The sequence below is a fragment of the Janthinobacterium sp. HH104 genome, assembly GCF_001758715.1.
Taxonomy (GTDB): Bacteria; Pseudomonadota; Gammaproteobacteria; order Burkholderiales; family Burkholderiaceae_D; genus Janthinobacterium; species Janthinobacterium aestuarii.
The window spans coordinates 11449-29178 of record NZ_LRIB01000030.1 but is presented as its reverse complement, the minus strand read 5'-3'; the positions used below and the strand labels follow the sequence as shown (position 1 = coordinate 29178).

Annotated in this window: 16 protein-coding genes; 4 read left to right on the top strand and 12 right to left on the bottom strand. The window is 63.0% G+C overall.

Translation table 11 applies throughout. From position 1 onward, the window contains the following. Positions 1-9 precede the first annotated feature (9 nt). From iolB to JAB6_RS12080, 7 genes are all read right to left on the bottom strand, one after another. Entirely contained in the window at positions 10-807 is a 798-nt protein-coding gene (gene iolB, locus JAB6_RS12110; protein ID WP_070303062.1) for a 5-deoxy-glucuronate isomerase, read from the bottom strand. Next, positions 804-1724 (bottom strand): myo-inosose-2 dehydratase, encoded by a 921-nt coding sequence (gene iolE / locus JAB6_RS12105; protein WP_070303061.1) that lies wholly within the window; start codon positions 1722-1724, stop codon positions 804-806. Before iolE ends, iolB begins: the two co-directional genes overlap by 4 nt. After that, positions 1721-3547, bottom strand: a complete 1827-nt coding sequence (gene iolD, locus JAB6_RS12100) for a 3D-(3,5/4)-trihydroxycyclohexane-1,2-dione acylhydrolase (decyclizing) (RefSeq protein ID WP_070303060.1) — start codon at positions 3545-3547, stop codon at positions 1721-1723. Before iolD ends, iolE begins: the two co-directional genes overlap by 4 nt. After that, the gene (gene iolC / locus JAB6_RS12095; RefSeq protein WP_070303059.1) at positions 3544-5490 is read right to left on the bottom strand and encodes a 5-dehydro-2-deoxygluconokinase; all 1947 of its coding nucleotides are present in this window, start codon (positions 5488-5490) and stop codon (positions 3544-3546) included. Before iolC ends, iolD begins: the two co-directional genes overlap by 4 nt. Before the next feature lie 8 nt (positions 5491-5498). Then, complete coding sequence (locus tag JAB6_RS12090) at positions 5499-6284, bottom strand: ATP-binding cassette domain-containing protein (protein WP_070303058.1); 786 nt, start codon at positions 6282-6284, stop codon at positions 5499-5501. Positions 6285-6287: 3 nt separating this feature from the next. Further along, positions 6288-7421, bottom strand: coding sequence for an ABC transporter permease (locus tag JAB6_RS12085; protein ID WP_051991939.1), 1134 nt, complete (start codon positions 7419-7421; stop codon positions 6288-6290). Positions 7422-7595: 174 nt separating this feature from the next. After that, on the bottom strand, positions 7596-8618 hold the full coding sequence (locus JAB6_RS12080) for a sugar ABC transporter substrate-binding protein (protein WP_223279159.1): 1023 nt from the start codon (positions 8616-8618) through the stop codon (positions 7596-7598). A 275-nt stretch (positions 8619-8893) separates the two neighbouring features. On the opposite strand from JAB6_RS12080, the gene JAB6_RS12075 reads away from it, so the two are divergent. The 3 genes from JAB6_RS12075 to JAB6_RS12065 are packed head-to-tail and all read left to right on the top strand — an operon-like array spanning position 8894 to position 11789. Next, positions 8894-9760, top strand: coding sequence for a MurR/RpiR family transcriptional regulator (locus JAB6_RS12075; protein WP_034757651.1), 867 nt, complete (start codon positions 8894-8896; stop codon positions 9758-9760). After that, positions 9753-10739 carry an inositol 2-dehydrogenase gene (gene iolG / locus JAB6_RS12070; RefSeq protein WP_083292691.1) on the top strand — a complete coding sequence of 329 codons (987 nt, stop codon included), beginning with the start codon at positions 9753-9755 and terminating at the stop codon, positions 10737-10739. The genes JAB6_RS12075 and iolG overlap by 8 nt, the downstream gene beginning before the upstream one ends. A 27-nt stretch (positions 10740-10766) precedes the next feature. Next, on the top strand, positions 10767-11789 hold the full coding sequence (locus JAB6_RS12065; RefSeq protein ID WP_070303056.1) for a Gfo/Idh/MocA family oxidoreductase: 1023 nt from the start codon (positions 10767-10769) through the stop codon (positions 11787-11789). 15 nt (positions 11790-11804) lie between these two features. Here JAB6_RS12065 and JAB6_RS12060 read toward each other — a convergent pair whose 3' ends face one another. Together JAB6_RS12060 and JAB6_RS12055 are read right to left on the bottom strand one after the other, a co-directional pair. Beyond that, a complete protein-coding gene (locus JAB6_RS12060) occupies positions 11805-12140 on the bottom strand; it encodes a DNA-binding protein (protein ID WP_070303055.1) in 336 nt (111 codons plus the stop codon). Beyond that, the gene (locus JAB6_RS12055; RefSeq protein ID WP_070303122.1) at positions 12109-12483 is read right to left on the bottom strand and encodes a type II toxin-antitoxin system RelE/ParE family toxin; all 375 of its coding nucleotides are present in this window, start codon (positions 12481-12483) and stop codon (positions 12109-12111) included. Before JAB6_RS12055 ends, JAB6_RS12060 begins: the two co-directional genes overlap by 32 nt. Before the next feature lie 252 nt (positions 12484-12735). On the opposite strand from JAB6_RS12055, the gene JAB6_RS12050 reads away from it, so the two are divergent. Continuing rightward, positions 12736-13956: a hypothetical protein gene (locus tag JAB6_RS12050; protein WP_070303121.1), complete on the top strand. Its 1221-nt coding sequence runs from the start codon at positions 12736-12738 to the stop codon at positions 13954-13956. A gap of 12 nt (positions 13957-13968) precedes the next feature. Here the strand turns inward: JAB6_RS12050 and JAB6_RS12045 are convergent, their stop codons facing one another. From JAB6_RS12045 to JAB6_RS12035, 3 genes are read right to left on the bottom strand one after another with little or no spacing between them, the layout of a single operon-like run. Then, on the bottom strand, positions 13969-15432 hold the full coding sequence (locus tag JAB6_RS12045) for an ATP-binding protein (protein WP_034757631.1): 1464 nt from the start codon (positions 15430-15432) through the stop codon (positions 13969-13971). Then, positions 15425-16138: a response regulator gene (locus tag JAB6_RS12040; protein ID WP_034757625.1), complete on the bottom strand. Its 714-nt coding sequence runs from the start codon at positions 16136-16138 to the stop codon at positions 15425-15427. Before JAB6_RS12040 ends, JAB6_RS12045 begins: the two co-directional genes overlap by 8 nt. Further along, positions 16113-17441: an ABC transporter substrate-binding protein gene (locus JAB6_RS12035; protein ID WP_070303054.1), complete on the bottom strand. Its 1329-nt coding sequence runs from the start codon at positions 17439-17441 to the stop codon at positions 16113-16115. The genes JAB6_RS12040 and JAB6_RS12035 overlap by 26 nt, the downstream gene beginning before the upstream one ends. Positions 17442-17730: the final 289 nt, after the last annotated feature.

The following is a 17730-nucleotide window of genomic DNA, read 5'->3' as shown; positions in this document are numbered from 1 at the left end:
TGTCCTAGGTTATTTCGTCATCAGCCAGTCATGGGCCGGGTCGTTCTTGAAATGCCAGACCCGCTTGGGGCCAGCCATCACGTTCAGGTAATAGCCGTCGTAGCCATACGGCACGGTCACGGGGTGGTAGCCCCTGGGCACCATTACCACGTCGTGGTTTTCCACGGCCATGGCTTCATCAATGGAACGGTCGTCTGTGTAGACCCGTTGGTAGGCAAAGCCCTGCTCGGGATTGAGGCGGTGGTAATACGTTTCTTCCAGTGAGCTTTCCAGCGGCACATTGTCGCTGTCGTGTTTATGCGGCGGATAGCTGGACGAGTGGCCGGACGGCGTGACCACCTCGACCACCAGCAAACCATCGGCCTCGGCCGTCTGCGGCAGGATGTCGCACACATAGCGGGTATTCGCGCCCTTGCCGCGCACGGAGCGCGTCATGGTGGCGGGGTCGATCAGGCGCGCCGGACGGTGGGTCGTGGCGGGCGCGCTGCAAAGTCCGACCTCGGCATTGCTCACTGCCGTGATGTTGACCGTTGTATCCAGCGGGACATACACGGCATACGGCGAGCGGTCCTCAAAGACGCTTTGGCGGTGACCGATCTCGCGCCACTGCTGTTCACCGGCCTGTACGGTCACCGTACCCGTCAGCACGACGATGCACAGCTCGCGCTTGCCCGTGTCCAGGCTCAGCGATTCGCCCGCCTGAAGCCGGTGCGCGGCGAAACCGACATGCGTCCAGCCGGCCGACTCGGGCGTGACTTCAACGATCTTGCCGCCGGCCTTGTTCGCTTTGACTAATAGCGGACTCATGCCGCCTCCCGGCCCAGGCGCGGGATGGCCTCGACGAGCTTAGCCAGGTAGTCATGGCCCATCTTCGCGTATTCGTAGCTGGGGGCCACGGCCGGATCCTGCTCCGCCTCCACCACGAGCCAGCCTTCGTAGCCGTGCAGATATAAACGCGTGAGGATGGCCGGAAAATCGATGCTGCCGTCGCCGGGCACGCTGAAAGCGCCATTGATCACGGCCTGCAAAAAACTCCAGTGGCCGTTGCGGGCCAGTTTCACGACGTTGGGGCGCACGTCCTTGCAATGCACGTGGCAAATCCTGTCGATATGCTTGTTGAGCACCGCCAGCGCATCGCCGCCGGCGAACGTGATGTGGCCCGTGTCGAACAGCAAGCCGACCTCGGCTCCCGTCAAAGCCATCAACTGGTCCACATCGGCCGGCGTTTCCACGTAGGCGCCCATGTGGTGGTGGTAGGCCAGGCGCACGCCGTGCGCGAGCAGATGGGCGGCAAAGGCCGTCAATTTGTTGGCGTAGTCCTGCCATTGCTGCTGCGACTGGAAACGCGGGCGTTTATACAGCGGGCGCGCTTCGCCCTGGATGGCGTCGGCCACTTCGCCGTAGACCATGACGGTGGCGCCGCTGTCGGCCAGCAAGCGCAAATGCGGGCCGACGGAAGCGATCTCGTCTTCGACCGAGCGGTGCGCCAGGCGTCCCGAATACCAGCCGGAAACGCACGCCAGGCCATACTTGCCCAGCACCGCGTTCAGAGCCGGGGCATCTTTCGGAAACTTGTTGCCCAGCTCAAAACCCACGTAGCCGATCTCGGCGCCCTCTTTCAACGCCGTTTCCAAAGGCGTTTCACCGCCCAGGCTCGGTAAATCGTCGTTCATCCACGAGATCGGGTTGATGCCGATCTTTACATTCCATGTCGGTGCGTTCATTGTTGTTGTCCTTGGCGGTCAATTTCATAACGGGCGCGGGCGGCTTGCACGGCTGGCTGCGTGGAGACCTCGGGCACGGCCACTTCCCACCAGCAACCGCCCTCTTCGGTCGTGCGCGTGTCGTCCGTATCGATGCAAATCAAATAGGTGCGTGGCGCGGCGCGAGCGCGCAGCATGGCCTGTTCCAGCTCGGCGATATTGGCCACGTGCTCGGACAGCGCGCCCAGCGATTGCGCATGCAGGGCAAAGTCGATATGCGGTGCGCTGTCGGGCAACATATTGTTGAACGAAGGGTTGCCGCAGGCCTGCTGCAGGCGGTTGATGCAGCCATAACCGCGGTTGTCGAGCACGACGATGATAAGTTTTTTATCGAGCATGACGGAGGTGGCGATTTCCGAATTCATCATCAGATAGCTGCCATCGCCCACCATGACGATGACCTCGGCATCGGGTTTGGCCATCTTGACGCCGAGGCCACCGGCGATCTCGTAACCCATGCACGAGTAGCCGTATTCCATGTGGTAGCCGCCCGGCGTCGACGTGCGCCACAGTTTATGCAGCTCGGCCGGCAAGGTGCCCGCCGCGCAGACGACAATATCGTTGCTGGTCGAGTCCGCTGAAGAACGTTGCACGGCGCCGATGACTTCGCCGTCGTACGGCAAGCCGGCCACATCGCGCCGGCCCGTGATGCTTTTGACCGTCTCGCGCCACGCGTTCCCTGCCTGTTGTGCCCGGTCCATCCACTGGCCCGCGCTATTCCAGCTGCCCAGCAGCCGCGACAGGCCTTGCAAACCGAGTGTCGCGTCCGCCTGCAAGCCCAGGCCCCGGCGTTTCAGCGCATCAAAACTGTTGACGTTCAGGCTCACCAGTTGCGCCTGCGCAAACAGGGAGTTCGAACCCGTCGTGAAATCCTGCAGGCGCGTGCCGATGGCCAGCACCACGTCCGCGTCCGCCGCCAGGCTGTTGGCCGCAGGCGAGCCCGTCACGCCGATGGCGCCCAGCTGCAGCGGATGGTTCCATGGCAAAGAACTTTTACCGGCCTGGGTTTCCGCCACGGGAATGCCATGGCGCTCGGCAAACGCCTGCAAGGCGGCGCTGGCCTTGCCATACAGCACGCCGCCACCGGCGACGATCAGCGGCTGCTTCGCGTTTTTCAACAACGCTGCCGCCTCTTCCAGTTCCTGCTCGACAGGCGGCAAGGAGCGGAAACGCACGATGCGCGGTTCAAAGAAATCCACGGGATAGTCATACGCCATCGTCTGCACGTCTTGCGGCAAAGACAAGGTGACGGGACCGCAAGCGGCCGGGTCCGTCAAGGCGGCAATGGCGCGCGGCAAGGCCGTCAGTAGCTGTTCCGGATACACGATGCGGTCGAAATAGCGCGACAGCGGCTTGAACGCATCGTTCACCGACACGCTGCCATCCGTGCCGTCTTCCAGCTGCTGCAGTACCGGATCCGGCGCGCGCGAGACGAAGACGTCGCCGGGCAGCAAGAGCACGGGCAGGCGGTTCACGTGGGCCAGCGCGGCGGCCGTCAACAAGTTGGTCGCGCCCGGGCCGATGGAACTGGTCACGGCCATCATGCGCCGGCGCATGTGGGCTTTGGCATAGGCGATGGCCGAGTGCGCCATCGCCTGTTCGTTATGGGCGCGGTAGGTCGGGAAGCTGTCGCGGTACTGGTACAGCGCCTCGCCCAGGCCCGCCACGTTGCCGTGGCCGAAGATGGCAAAGGCGCCGCCGAACAAAGGTTCGCCCCCCTCCACCCGCAAGGCGGCCAGGTAGCGTACCAGGGCTTGGGCCATGGTCAAACGAATCGTACTCATGCTGCACGCTCCAGACGGTTGCGTGTACGCTGCCACAGGGAAATGAGCTGTTCGAAGTTGGCGCGCACGGCGGCGATCAGGCCGGCATCGTCAAGTTCGCCGGCCAGCCAGCGGCGGCTCGGTTCCTGGAAGATAGTGCGGCCCACCATGAAACCGCGGCACGTCGTACTGGCGCTGGCTTGCTCGAAACTGTCGGCCAGGGCGGCAATCGGCGCGTTCAAACCCAGCAGGACGACGCCACGGCAGTACGGATCGCGCTCGTGCACGAGGGCATCGATGGCTTGCCATTGCTGGGCTGACATGCTTTCCAGCTTCCACCATTCGGGATAAATACCGAGGTTGTACAGGCGCTTGACGGCGCGTAACACCGTGTCGTCGCTGTGCGGCAACGCTTCCGACGGTATGACTTCGAGCAACAGTTCGTGACCGCTCACTTGCGCCGCGTCGTACAGGGCCTTGATTTGCGCTTCCTGTTCCAGCCGGTTTTCCACGGCGTCGTCAGGGTGCAATTGCACCAGGCACTTGATCACGTGTTCCTTGGGCCAGCTGAGCAGGTGGGAGCCGATGGAACGGCCCCAGTCGAATTGCAGCGGGTTCGATCCCGGCAATTCCACGGGACGGCCTATCCACCAGCCGCGCCCGGTCGCATCGTTGAGGGCATCGACGCCATAGCGGCCATCGATCAGCACGCCCGTCTTGCCGGCCAGCTGCAAGGCCGTTTCCGTCTGCGCCACGGCTTGCACCATCAATTGCTTCAAGGCCGCAATGGCGGACTCGGGCGCGCCCGTCTGTTGCGCCAGCTCAAAGAATTGCGTGCGGTGGTCAAAGGCAAACACGCACAACTCATCCCACTCCTTGCGCGCCACCGTCGTGCGGTGCAGGCGCGACAAGGTGGCGTCCTGGTCCGGCTGCGTCAGTTTGGCCGCATTGGCGAGGAAATAGTCGAGCTCGACGGGCGACGGCATGGCCGGCGCGCAGCCGTGGCGCGACACGACGAGGGCGCCGCAGCCATTCGCGTAGCGGCAGCACGCTTCGTAATCCTCGCCGCGCAGCCAGCCTTTCAGGAAGCCCGACAGAAACGCGTCGCCCGCGCCCAGCACATTGAGCACTTCCACGCGCACGCCACGGTAGTTATATGCATCATCGAGGCTGTGCGGCACCACATTGTCGATGACGGCGCTGCCCAGAGGGCCCCGCTTGACAACGAGGGTGGCCAGGGTGGCGGCCCGCACGGCGCGCAAGCTGGCCATGATATCCGCGCCGCCGCCGGCGATCATGAATTCTTCTTCCGTGCCGACGATCAAGTCGAATTGCGGCAGGATGCTTTGCAGATGTTTCGTCACGCCTTCGTTCGAAACGAAACGCGTTTCGCCATCGGCCTTGCCCGACAAACCCCACAGCACGGGCCGGTAATCGATGTCGAGCACGGTACGCACGTTGTTGGCGCGGGCCAGCTGCAATGCCTGCGTGCTGATGGCGTGCATGGCAGCCGTGGAGAAATGCGTGCCGGTGATCAACAGCGCCTTGGTCGAGGCAATGAAAGCCGCATCCACCGACGATGCGTCGATGGCCATGTCGGCGCAATTTTCACGATAGAAAATCAGGGGAAACGTGTTCTTGTCCTTGATGCCCAGCATGACCAAAGCCGTGAGGCGGTCGCGGTCGATGCCCACGTGGCTGACGTCGCAGCCCTCCTTCGACAGGGTGTCGGTGAGGAAACGGCCCATGTGGTCGTCGCCCACCTTCGACAGCATGGCGGACTTCAAGCCCAGCCGAGCCGTGCCGAAGGCGATGTTCGCCGACGAGCCGCCCAGGTACTTGGCGAAGCTCGTCGCGTCTTCCAGCGGGCTGCCGATCTGCTGCGCGTACAGGTCCACGGCCAGGCGGCCCAGGCAGATCACGTCCAGCGCCCGGCCCTGGGCAAATTGTGTGGAATTATTCATGGCTATCCTTAAATCGTGACACCGTCGAGTTCACTCATCAGCGTTTGCATTTCCGCGCCGCCCGCCATCATGTCCAGCAAGGCTTCCTTGCTCACCGTATCCTTGGTGAAGGTGCCCAGCGACTTGCCCCGGTTCAACAACGTGAACGAGTCGCCCACCGGATACGCATGGTGCACATTGTGCGTGATAAAGATTACGGAAATGCCCCGCTCGCGCGCCTTGTAAATCAGTTTCAACACATTGAACGACTGTTTTACGCCCAGGGCTGCCGTCGGCTCGTCGAGGATCAGCACCCTGGCGCCGAAGTGGATGGCGCGGGCGATGGCCAGGCACTGCTTTTCGCCGCCCGACATGGTGCCGATGGCCTGGTGCGGGTCGCGCACCATGATGCCCATCTCGGCCAGCTTGTCGCGCGCCGTCTCGGCCGCATAGTCGATATCCATCACGGGCACCAGTCCCAGCAGCTTTTTCATCGGCTCGCGCCCCATGAAGAAATTGCGCGCCACGGACAGCAGCGGCACCAGCGCCAGATCCTGGTAGACGGTGGCCACGCCCATGTCCAGCGCTTCGCTGGGCGAATTGAAGACGACGGGCTTGCCATCTACCAGGTATTGGCCGTCGGTGGGCTTGTGCACGCCGGCCAGGGTCTTGATCAACGTCGACTTGCCGGCGCCGTTGTCGCCCAGCAAACAGTGGACTTCGCCTTCCTTCAGGCGCATGGTGATGTTTTGCAGGGCCAGCACGGAGCCGAAGCGCTTGCTGACATTTTCCAGGGCAAGAATATGCTCGCTCATGATTTATCTCGCTTCCGTGACGCGTGAGCGTACAAAGTTATTGAACAGCACCGCGATCAGCAGCATCACGCCGAGAAACACGCGGAACCAGTCCGAATTGATGTTGGTATAAGTGATGCCGATCTGCACCACACCGAAGATCAGCGCGCCGAAGCAGGCGCCGACGACGGAACCGTAGCCGCCCGTCAGCAAGGCGCCGCCGATGACGGCCGCGATGATGGCTTCGAATTCCTTTTGCATGCCCCGGTCGGCGGCGGCCGACCCCACGTCGCATACTTGCAAGGTGGCAAACAGGCAGGCGCAGAAGGCCGTGAAGACGAACAGCGAAATTTTCACTTTGCGCACCGGCACGCCCACATTCTTGGCCGCGTTGGCGTCGCCGCCCACGGCGAACATCCAGTTGCCGAAGCGGGTACGCGACAACACGAACGCGGCACCGGCAGCCAGCACCAGCCACCAGGCGATGACTTTCGGAATGCCTTTCACCAGCGGCGAGCCGTCGTCGAGCACGGCGATCCAGCCATGCGCGCCCATCCACTGGAACAGGCCAGTGGCCACATTGCCGTGGAACAGCAGGCTGGCCAGCCAGTCCTGCGCCGCCAGGTCGCCCACGCCGCTGACGATGGTGCGGTTGGCGAACATGATCGACAGGGCCAAGGTCAGGCCGCGCAGGATGAACAGGAATGCCAGGGTAACGATGAACGATGGCAGGCGCGTCTTGATGACGATGTAGCCGTTGAGCCAGCCCAGCGCCATGGAACCGGCGAAGGCGAAAATAATGGCGGCCCACAGTGGCCAGTGGAAATAGATGGTCGGGATGGCGATCATCATGCCGGCAAAGCCGATCATGGAGCCGATCGACAGGTCGAATTCACCGGCGATCATCAGCAGGCAGGCACCGATGGCGATGATGCCCAGGTAGGACGCCACTTGCATCCAGTTGACGACGCCATCGAGGTTGAACATGCCGGAATCGCCGGCCGTGATGACGAAGAAGGCAAACACGAGCACCGCGCCGGAAATCGAGGCGAACTCGGGGCGGCCAAAAAACCGTTTGACCCAGCTGGTCGTGCCCACGCGCTCGTCGGCGGCGGCAACTGGCTTGCTGGCGGCGCCGGGAGGCGGAGGAGGATTCATGCCGGGGCTAGCCAGGCTGGTTTTGAGCGCAGTCATACGATGTCCTTTCAGTGATACTTGTTACCAATTTCAATTACTTTCCTGCCAGCATCGCTGGCGCCAGGCGTGCTCCTCCCATTCGCCGCCCGCAGGTAGCGGTGCGGCGCTGGGCAAACCCGGTGGCGACTGTGTGGATTAGCGGTATTGGCCCGCGTATTTTTCGACCTTGGAAATGTTTTCCTTGGTCACGAAACCGGGGCCGGAGCTGATATGGCGTGGGCCGTAGATCGGGGTCAGGCCGTATTCCGCCAGGCGTGCCTGGTATTTCGGATTGGCGATCAGGATCTCCTTGACCTTGGCCAGGTCAGTGATCTTTTGCTGTTTCATGATGGCCATCACGGCGACAGGAATGTAGCCTTGCAGATAGGGCTGCTGGTCGATGGCGAACTGGATGCTGCCATCCTTGATGCCCTTGGCGATTTCTTCCGACAAGTCGAAGCTGGCGAAGTACATCTTGCCTTTCAAGCCCAGCTTCTCGACGGCGCGCATGGCGGCCGGCGCCGAATCCGGTCCCAGCGCCAGCACGGCCTGGGTCTTCGGATTGCTGCGCAGATAAGCGCTGACCTTGCTTTCGATGACGCCAGGGTCGACGCCATTGGTGTCGAGCGTGGACGATTTGAAGTCGACGCCGAGCGCATCGGCAAAACCGCGGCAGCGTTCGAACGACGACGCATTCATCGCATAGTGATTCACGCACACGAACGACTTGATGCCCGCTTCCTTGGCGCGCTTGCCGGCGCCCAGGCCCGCGTCATATTCGGGCTGGCCCACGTGCATGATGGCTTTCAACTGTTCGCTTTGCGCGATGGTGCCCGAATTGATGGTCACGAGCATGATTTTCTTGGCCACTACCGTACCCAGCGGTTTTTGCAGCACGCTGAAGTCGGCGATGTCGGCGATCAAGCCATCATAGTTGCGCGCGGCCGACTGCTCGATCAGGCGCGCCATGTCGGCCAGGTCGCCATTGGGCGGATTGCGGTAGTCGACGGACACGTTGAAGTCTTCACCGGCTTGCTTGATGGCGTTCTTGATGGTGTTCCACCAGGAATCGGAGTCCGGCGCGTGGCTGACCATGACGAATTTCTCGCCGGCAGCATGGCTGGCGCCCGTGCTCAAACCCAGGCTCAGGCCCAGGCTGGCGATGGCCAGGCACTTCATCAAACCCTTGCTTTTATTGCTATGCATGAATGTCTCCTAGACGGATTAATTTTTATAGTTGCGAGCTTTTATGAAGGGTGTCACCGGCCTGGCCTTGCGGCACACGAACCGATGCACTGCGCACAGCTTAGGCCACAAAAAAGACAAATGCAATAAAATTTTCAAAATAAATTTAAATAGAAATTCGTTTCTATTTTCAAGATTCCCTCCTATAATTCTCGCCAGAACCAGCCGCACGGAGACAGCGGCCCAGCAAGTACACCAAGGAAAAAATCATGGCAGCCACCGCCCCCATCGAACAACTGATGCAGCACATTGCCGCCGAGTACGACAACCTGTCGCGCCAGTTGAAAGTCATCGCCCAGTACATTGAAAAGCACCGGGCCAGCCTGATGCTCGAACGCATCAGCGACATCGCCGCCGCCTGCGACGTGCAGCCGTCCGCCATCGTGCGTTTCGCGCAGCGCTTTGGCTACACGGGCTTTTCCGAAATGCAAGACGTGTTCCGCCAGGCTTATACGGACCAGGCCGGCGCCACGCCCGACTACCAGCAGCGCATCCGCAAGCTGATCTCCACGCGCGACGCCGCCCTGAGCGCAGGCGACCTGACGCGCGAATTCGTCGGCGCCAGCCGCGCCGGTCTCGACGACCTGGCGGCCGGACTCGACGACGCGCAGCTGGAAGCGGCCGTCAACCTGCTGCTGAAAGCGGAAAATATCTATGTGATCGGCGTGCGCCGGTCCTTTCCGATCGCCTCCTACATCGCCTATGCGCTCGAACACACGGACAAGCGCGTGCACCTGATTAGCGGACTGGGCGGCATGCACCGCGAACAGATGCGCAGCGTGCGCGAACGCGATGTGGCGATCGCCATCAGTTTCTCGCCTTACGGCAAGGAAACCCAGCAGTGCATCAAGGCGGCGCAAGACAAAGGCGCCAAGGTCCTTGTGATTACCGACAGCAAGCTGGCCCCGCTCGCGCGGGCCGCCGACGCGCTGCTCACCGTCACCGAGGGCAGCGCCTTCGCCTTCCGCTCGCTGACCAGCACCATCTGCCTGTGCCAGGCGCTGTTCATCGCGCTGGCCTACAAATTAGAGCTCGACATCGAAGAAATCCACACCCCAGGAGAACATGATGATTGAAGTAGCGTTGTTCGGCGCCGGACGCATCGGCAAAATCCACGCGGCCAACCTGGCTGCCCAACCCGGCGTGCAGTTCAAGTACGTGGTTGACGTCAACCAGGAAGCGGCCGCCGCGCTGGCCGGCCTGCATGGCGGCAGCAGCGCCACGGTTGAGGCGGCATTGGCCGACCCGGCCATCAAGGCCGTCGTCATTGCCTCGAGCACGGACACGCACGCGGACCTGATCCTGCGCTCGGCCGCCGCCGGCAAGGCCATCTTTTGCGAAAAACCCGTCGACCTGACCATCGACCGGGCGCGCGCCTGCGCCGCCGCCGTCAAGGAAGCCAAGGTGCTGTGCATGCTGGGTTTCCAGCGCCGCTACGATCCCACTTTCAATGCCGTCAAGACACGCATTGAAGCGGGCGAGATCGGCACGCCGGAGTTACTCATCGTCACCAGCCGCGACCCGGGTCCGCCACCGGTCAGCTACATCAAGGTCTCGGGCGGCATCTTCAAGGATATGCTGATCCACGATTTCGACATCTTCCGCTGGATACTCGACGATGAAGCCGTCAGCGTGCACGCCACGGGCAGCTGCCTCGTCGATCCGGCCATCGGCGTAGCGGGCGACCTGGACACGGCCGTCGTCACCATCCGCACGGCCAAGGGACGCTTGTGCCAGATCAATGCCTCGCGCCGCGCTGCCTACGGCTATGACCAGCGTTTTGAGGTGCTGGGCAGCGCCGGCATGCTGCAGGCGGGCAACCACAAGCCGACGGAAGTGACGGCCTATGGTTCGGTGAACGTCAGCGTCGACAGGCCGGAAGATTTCTTCCTGGAACGTTATCGCGTGGCCTACGCGCAGGAAATGGCGCACTTCTTTGACGCCCTCACCCACGGCACGCCGCTGCGCACGACCGTCCACGATGGCTTGAAGGCGCTGGAACTGGCCGAGGCGGCGACGCTGTCGTGGCGCGAACAGCGTGTGGTCACTTTATAAACAAGAATAAAAATATCTGGAGACACCATGTCATCCCCAACATTAAAAGTCGGCATCGTCGGCCTGGGCCGGCTGGGCCAGCGCCACGCCATCAACCTGGCGCAGCGCGTGCCGAATGCCGAAGTCGTGGCCGCCTGCAGTCCCGTGCCAGCCGAACTGGACTGGGCCGCCAGCCAGCTCGGCATCACGACCGGCTATGCCGATTACGACGCCCTGCTGGCCCACCCGGGCCTGGACGCCGTCTTTCTCGTCACGCCCACCTCGCTGCATGCGGACCAGATCATCGCCGCCCTGCGCGCCGGCAAGCACGTGTTTTGCGAAAAACCGCTGTCGCTGGACCTGGCCGACTGCCTGAAGGTGGAAGCGGAAGCGGCGCGCCACCCGCAGCTGACGATCATGATCGGCTTCGTGCGCCGTTTTGACGCCAGCTACCATGACGCGCAGCAAAAGATCGCCCAGGGCCTCATCGGCAAGCCGTATCTGGTGCGCTCGCAAACCTGCGACCAGAACGACCCCAGCGGCGCCTTCATGCGCTTCGCCCCCACCAGCGGCGGCATCTTCCTCGATTGCAGCGTGCACGATATCGACCTGGCGCGCTGGCTGCTGGGCAACCCCGCACCCAAGCGCGTGTATGCGAGCGGCACCAACGCCATCCACACGGGCTTGCAGGCGTTCGGCGACGTCGACAACGGGCTGGCAACGGTCGAATTTTCCGATGGCAGCATGGCCAGCTTCATGGCCTCGCGCACCATGGCGCATGGCCATGAAACCCTGACGGAAGTGTTCGGCACGGGCGGCCGCCTGGCCGTGGGCAGCAATCCACGTCTGAACAGGGTGGAAATTTCGGATGCGCATGGCGTGCGCAATGAGTGCACGCCAGACTTCTATGCCCGCTTCGCCGACGCCTTCTTGATCGAGGCGCAGGAGTTTACGGATGCGGCACTGGGCCGGCGCACCTTGTCGCTGACCTTGCACGACGCAACAGAGGCGACGCGCATCGGCTTGGCCATGACGCAAGCGATGCGCGAGGCACGGCCCGTGGAGTTTTAAACCCAGGGCGGGGACTCAGGCAGCCGGTGCGGAAAATGGACGTTCGGGCTGCCTGGGTTCCACGGCCAGGCGCAAGCCCATGGCATCGAGGATGGCCGTCAAGGTACTCAGGGAGGGATTGCCATCGGGCGACAGGGTGCGGTACAGCTGGGTAGGGTTGAGCTTAGCCGCCTGCGCCACGGCGGGCACGCCGCCAAAGGCGCGCGTCAGCTGGCGCAGCACGGCCAGCAGTTCGCCGTGGTCGCCATCGACGAGGATATTGTTGATCAGTTCAAGGGCGAAGGCGGGATCGTCGCGGTACAGTTCAGCCATCGCTTCGTCATGCGAGCGGTCTCTTGCTGGTTTGTTCATGACCTGTTTCACGTCCTCTTTCATGTCCTCTCTCCTTCCAGTCGTGCCAGCAGGCACAGGCGTATTCGATGTCTTTCGACTGCGTGCGCTTGTCTCCGCCACACAGCAATAAAATAATCTGGCCCTCGTCGATGGCATAGTAAATACGGTAACCAGGCCCCACGTCGATGCGCAATTCCCACACGCCGTCGTGGCAAAATTTATGATCGCCAAAATTACCGGGCATCATACGCAGCACGCGTCGCACGATAGCCACCCTGGCCGTATTGTCGCGCTGCCGCTTCAGCCATTCTGTATATAAATCCCTGCCCGATGATGTCAGGTAGTGCCGGATCTCGTACATCATATTCGTCCATAAACGAAGAAAAATCAAGAGGAAAATCACGTGTACACATAAAAAAGAAGACCACGCCATCTTGCTACCAAACCCGCACGCGCAGGCCACGAACGCCGGGTTCACTGAGCTATATCAAGATGCATTTTTCTAATTGTTATAGAGAAATGAGGCCGCCCGTCCGTGCTCCGTATCCGTGCCTCGCTCCAGCCTGTTGCGCTATACAATAAGCGCCTGCCCAACCGCAAAAACCAGGCCACCATGACGAACAACGACAGCAACTCTCCTACTCTCGCCGACGTGGCCGAACGCTACGTCAGGCTGGTCCTGGCCATGGGCCAGCACGATGCCTCGTATGTGGATGCCTATTACGGCCCGCCCGCATGGCAACAGGAAGCGGTGGAACAGCAACTGGGTTTAAGCGATATCCAGGCCGCGACGGACAAAGCGCTGGCCCTGCTGGCCGGTGAAACTGGCCTGCGCGCCCTCAACCTGCGCAAGCAGCTGCAAGCCGTCATGGCGCGCGCGGAGATGCTGCAGGGATCGCGCCTCGATTTCGATACGGAAAGCGCGCGCCTGTACGACGCCGTCTCGCCCCATCACAGCCGCGCATACTATGCAACACTGGTGGCGCAGATCGACGCGCTGCTGCCTGGCGACGGCACGGTCAGCGACAGGGTCAACGCCTTGCGCGCACAGCTCATCATTCCCGCCGACAAGCTGCACGCCGTCATGGATGCGGCCATCCGCGCGGGACGCGAGCGCACCTTGTGCTACATCGCCCTGCCCGAAGGCGAAGATTTCATATTGGAATTTGTCACCGACAAGCCGTGGAGCGGCTACAACTGGTACAAGGGCAACTACCAGAGCGTGATCCAGATCAATACGGACTTGCCCGTGTACATCGATCGCGCCGTCGATCTCGGCTGCCACGAAGCGTATCCGGGCCACCACGTCTACAACGTGCTGCTCGAGCGCGACCTGGTGCGAGGCAAGGGCTGGATGGAGTACTGCATCTATCCGCTGTATTCGCCGCAATCGTTGATCGCCGAAGGCACAGCCAATTACGGCATCGAACTGAGTTTTACGGATGAAGAACGGCTGGCTTTCGAACAACAGGTGCTGTACCCGCTGGCCGGCCTCGACCCGGCGCTGGCGCCCCGCTATGCGCAACTCAACGCGCTGCTGGCCAAACTCGGTTATGCCGACAACGACATCGCGCGCCGATACCTGGAAGGCAGCCTGACGCGCGAAGAGGCGCTGGAATGGCTGGTCAACGTGCGCCTGTACCCGGCCGAGAAATCCGCGCAGCGCCTGCAGTTCTATGACGCCATGGGTGCGTACGTCATCAATTACAACCTGGGCCAGGACATGGCGAAAGCCTATGTCGAACGCCAGGGCGCGACGCGCGCCGAGCACTGGGCCGCCTTCCGCGACCTGATGTCCTCGCCGCGCGTGCCCAGCGCACTGCTGGCCGGGTGAAGCTGACGTCGCTTACTGGGCCGGCAGACGGATGGTCGCTTCCAGGCCGCCATCGCGGTGGTTGGCCAGGGTCAGCTCGCCGCCGTGAGCCTGGACGATGCTGCGCGCGATACCGAGCCCCAATCCCATGCCATGCGCGTTTTGCTCGCGGCCATGTTCCAGGCGCACATAGGGCTGGAACAGGCTGGCGAACGCCTCTTCGGCCACGCCGGGGCCGTCATCGCGGATGCGGATGACCACGTTGGCGCCCTCGCGGCACGCCGAAAGGTGGGCGGTCTTGCCGTAAAACAGGGCATTGTCGAGCAAGTTGCCGATGGCGCGCTTCAAGGCCAGGGGCTTGGCCTTCACGCTCAGGTCCGTTTCCACGTAATGCACTTCATGGCCGGCCAGCTGTGTCCCCCGCACCATGCGCTGCAGCAAGGGGTCCAGGCGCACCTCGGTGGCGTTTTCATGGATATCGCTATCCTTCACGCATTGCAGCGCACCCTTGACCATCATGTCCAGCTCATCGAGGTCATCGTGGAATTCGTTGCGCTGCACGTCGTCGTCGAGCAATTCCGTACGCAATTTCAGACGCGTGATGGGCGTGCGCAAGTCGTGCGAAATCGAGACGAACAGCCGTTCGCGGTCTTCCAGGTAGCGCTGGATGCGTTCGCGCATGCCGCTGAAGGCGCGCGCCGTCTGCACGAACTCGCGGCTGCCCGTCTGCGGCAGGGGCGGCGGCGTCTCGCCACGGCCAAACGCTTCGGCCGCGTCCGACAGGGCCGCCAGCGGCCGTGTGGTCCAGCGTACGACGAGGATCGACAGCAGCAGCACGGCCGCCAGCGACAACGCTTGCAGCAATACCCGGTCGAGTGTCCATGGATTACTGCTTTGCAAGAAATACGGGTTAGGCATCAGTGCCGCCAGGTACAGCCAGTTGCCCGGCTCAAGCTCGGCCTGGATCACGAGGACGGGCGCGGGATTCGGTTTCAGCAGCAAGATGTGCTGCACCCAGTTTTCCGGCAAGTCGCCGATGTGCGCGCCGCTGTCGGCCACCACCAGGTCGCTCGGCCAGGCGAAGCCCACGCGGTAGCCGGCCAGCTGCGGCAAGTCGCTCTTCAGCGCCGCACCCACCGTGGCCACCACCGTATCGGCCAGCGCGTGCGGAGCAATTTCGCGGATGGCCAGCGGCCCCTGGTTGACGTTGACAAAGAAGCGCGTGCCGCCCATCTCGCGAAATTGCTGGATCAGGATGGGGCGGTAGTTGGCCGGCAGGCTGAGGAAGAAACGGATGGTGCTGGCGGCGCTGCGGGCCAGGTGCTGCGACGCCATGCGCGCCTCCACGGCCGAGTCGCGGCGCAGCTGCGTGGCCCAGATCAGGTTGCCCACCAGTTGCGTGGCCAGCACGCCGGCCACCATCACCACGGACAGGCGGCCCAGCAGCGATGGCGGCAGCAGGCGCTCGAGCAGCCGGCGCGCACCCCGCTCAGGCATGCCCACTGCTCACGTCGGCCGAGAACACATAACCGGCCCCGCGCACCGTCTTGATCAGCATGGGCTGCTTGCCATCGTCCTTCAGGCGCAACCGCAGCCGGCTCACCTGCACATCGAGCGAGCGGTCGAGCGGCCCCGCGTCGCGCCCCCGCGTCTGTTCGCACAGCACGCTGCGGTCGAGGATATCGCCCGGATGCTCGACAAAGTAGCGCAGCAGCTGGAAATCGAGACCCGTCAGCTGCAGCGCTTCGCCGTCGGCATCCGTCACCGTGCGCTCGAGCGTATCGAGCGTGAAACCGACGAAGCGGTAATAGCGGGGCGGCGCGGCCGCGTCGATGCCCGTGCGGCGGTGGATGGCCTTGATGCGCGCCAGCAATTCGCGCGGACTGTAGGGCTTGGCAATGTAGTCGTCGGCGCCCAGTTCCAGCCCCACCACCCGGTCCGTCTCGTCGGAGCTGGCCGTCAGCATGATGATGGGCACGTTCGAGCGGGCGCGCACCACCTTGCACAGGGCAAAGCCATCCGTGTCGGGCAGCATCACGTCGAGGATCACCAGCGACAGGCTGTCGACGTGGCGGTGGAATTCGGCCAGGAAGGTGGCGCCATCGTGCGCCAGGCCCACCTCGTACTGGTTCTTTTCCAGGTAGGCCTTCAATAGCATGCGGGTCTTTTGATCGTCGTCAACGACGAGGATTTTGCGTGACATGGTCTCGTCCTTTTTTATTCAGCGCTTGCAACATGCTGCCGATGCGGCGTTGCGCGTCGGCCGCGCTGATCGTCTCATCGAGGAAATAGCGGTGCACTTCGGCGATGATGGCATCCTTGCTGGTTTCATCGGTGGCCATGCGGTGCACGAGGCTGGGCGCCTGGAACGCGGCGCCGCGCGCGAATGCCTGCGCCGAGGCGCGCCCACAGCTGTCCAGGCGCGACAGGTCGGCCTGGCGCAAGGCGGGAATCGAGCCCTTCACCTGGCTGTATTCGAGCTGCACGGGCAGCGAAGCGACCACCTGCGCCAGCTTTTCCTGTGCGCCCTGGTGCGTGTAGTCGGAGGCGAACATGGCCAGCGTATCGATGCTGTACAGGTGGTAGTCGCCCGTGTCGGGCGCGGCGGCGCAGCCGAACGCCTCGTCCGTGGCGCGGCCCCAGGCGTTCAGCTCGCCCTTGACCCAGTCGCCCATGATGTACATGGCCGCCTCGCCGTCGCCCACCTGGCGCGCCATTTCGGGCCAGCCCTGCTCGCGCAGCGGCGTGCCCATCCATTGTTTCAGCGATCTCAAGCGCTGCAAGGCGTGGCGCAGGCGCGGGTCCGCATACGCCTCGGCTTTCTTGTCGACAAACAGGGCGCGGTAATACGCGGGCCCCGATTCGGCCAGCACCAGCGTTTCAAACAAGGTCGCCACCTGCCACGCTTCGCTGCTTTGCGCCAGCGGCGTGATGCCGGCCTGGCGCAGCTTGCCCGCCACGCGCTCGAAGTCGCTCCAGCTGCGCGGCGCGGCCAGGCCCAGGCGCTGGAAGATCTTGCGGTTGTAAAACAGGGTATTGATGCGGTGGATGCCGGCCGGCACGCCCATCGTATGGCCGCGGTTTTGCAGCAAGCCCCATACGGTGGGATACATGGTGGCGCGCCAGTTGTTGCTGGCGGCGACGCTGTCGAGCTGCAGCAGCAGACCCAGGTCGCTCCACTCGCCCAGGGTATAGCCGATCAGCTGCATGACTTCCGGCGATTTGCCGGCCAGCACGCGGCTCTTCAAGACCTTGCCCGCGCCGACGCCCGCGCCGCCCGCGATGGCCGCATCGCGCCATTCGACGCCTTCCTGCGCCAGACGCGCCACCAGCACGTCGGCGGCGCGGCGTTCGCCGGCCGAGGTCCACCAGTGCAGCACCTGCAGCGCTTCGGCCCGCGCCGGCACGCTGCTGCACAGGAAGGCAAGCAGCGCCAGCGCCGCCACGCCGCGACGGCGGGCGGCCCCGGCATGGCGGTCGGCGGTGCTGTGCGGCGGCGTCTTCAATCCTGTCCCCTTGTTCTTGTCGCGACAAACTATAGCCCAACTACAAACAGCAGGTTGGTAATTTAGTCCCCTGATTTGTAAAGAAACGTGAGCTTTTGTTGCGCTACCTTGCGCACCGCACAAGGAGCCCCACGCGCCCGACGCCCCGCGCGGCGCGCCACGGCAGCGGACATCGGTAAGGAAAGGTAAGCAAGCACCCCCGCGCATTTCAACATTTTTCTTTTAAATCAACGAGATAAGAAATAATCGTCGGCACAATGCCAGACGCTGGCGTCACATTCCCCCCGAT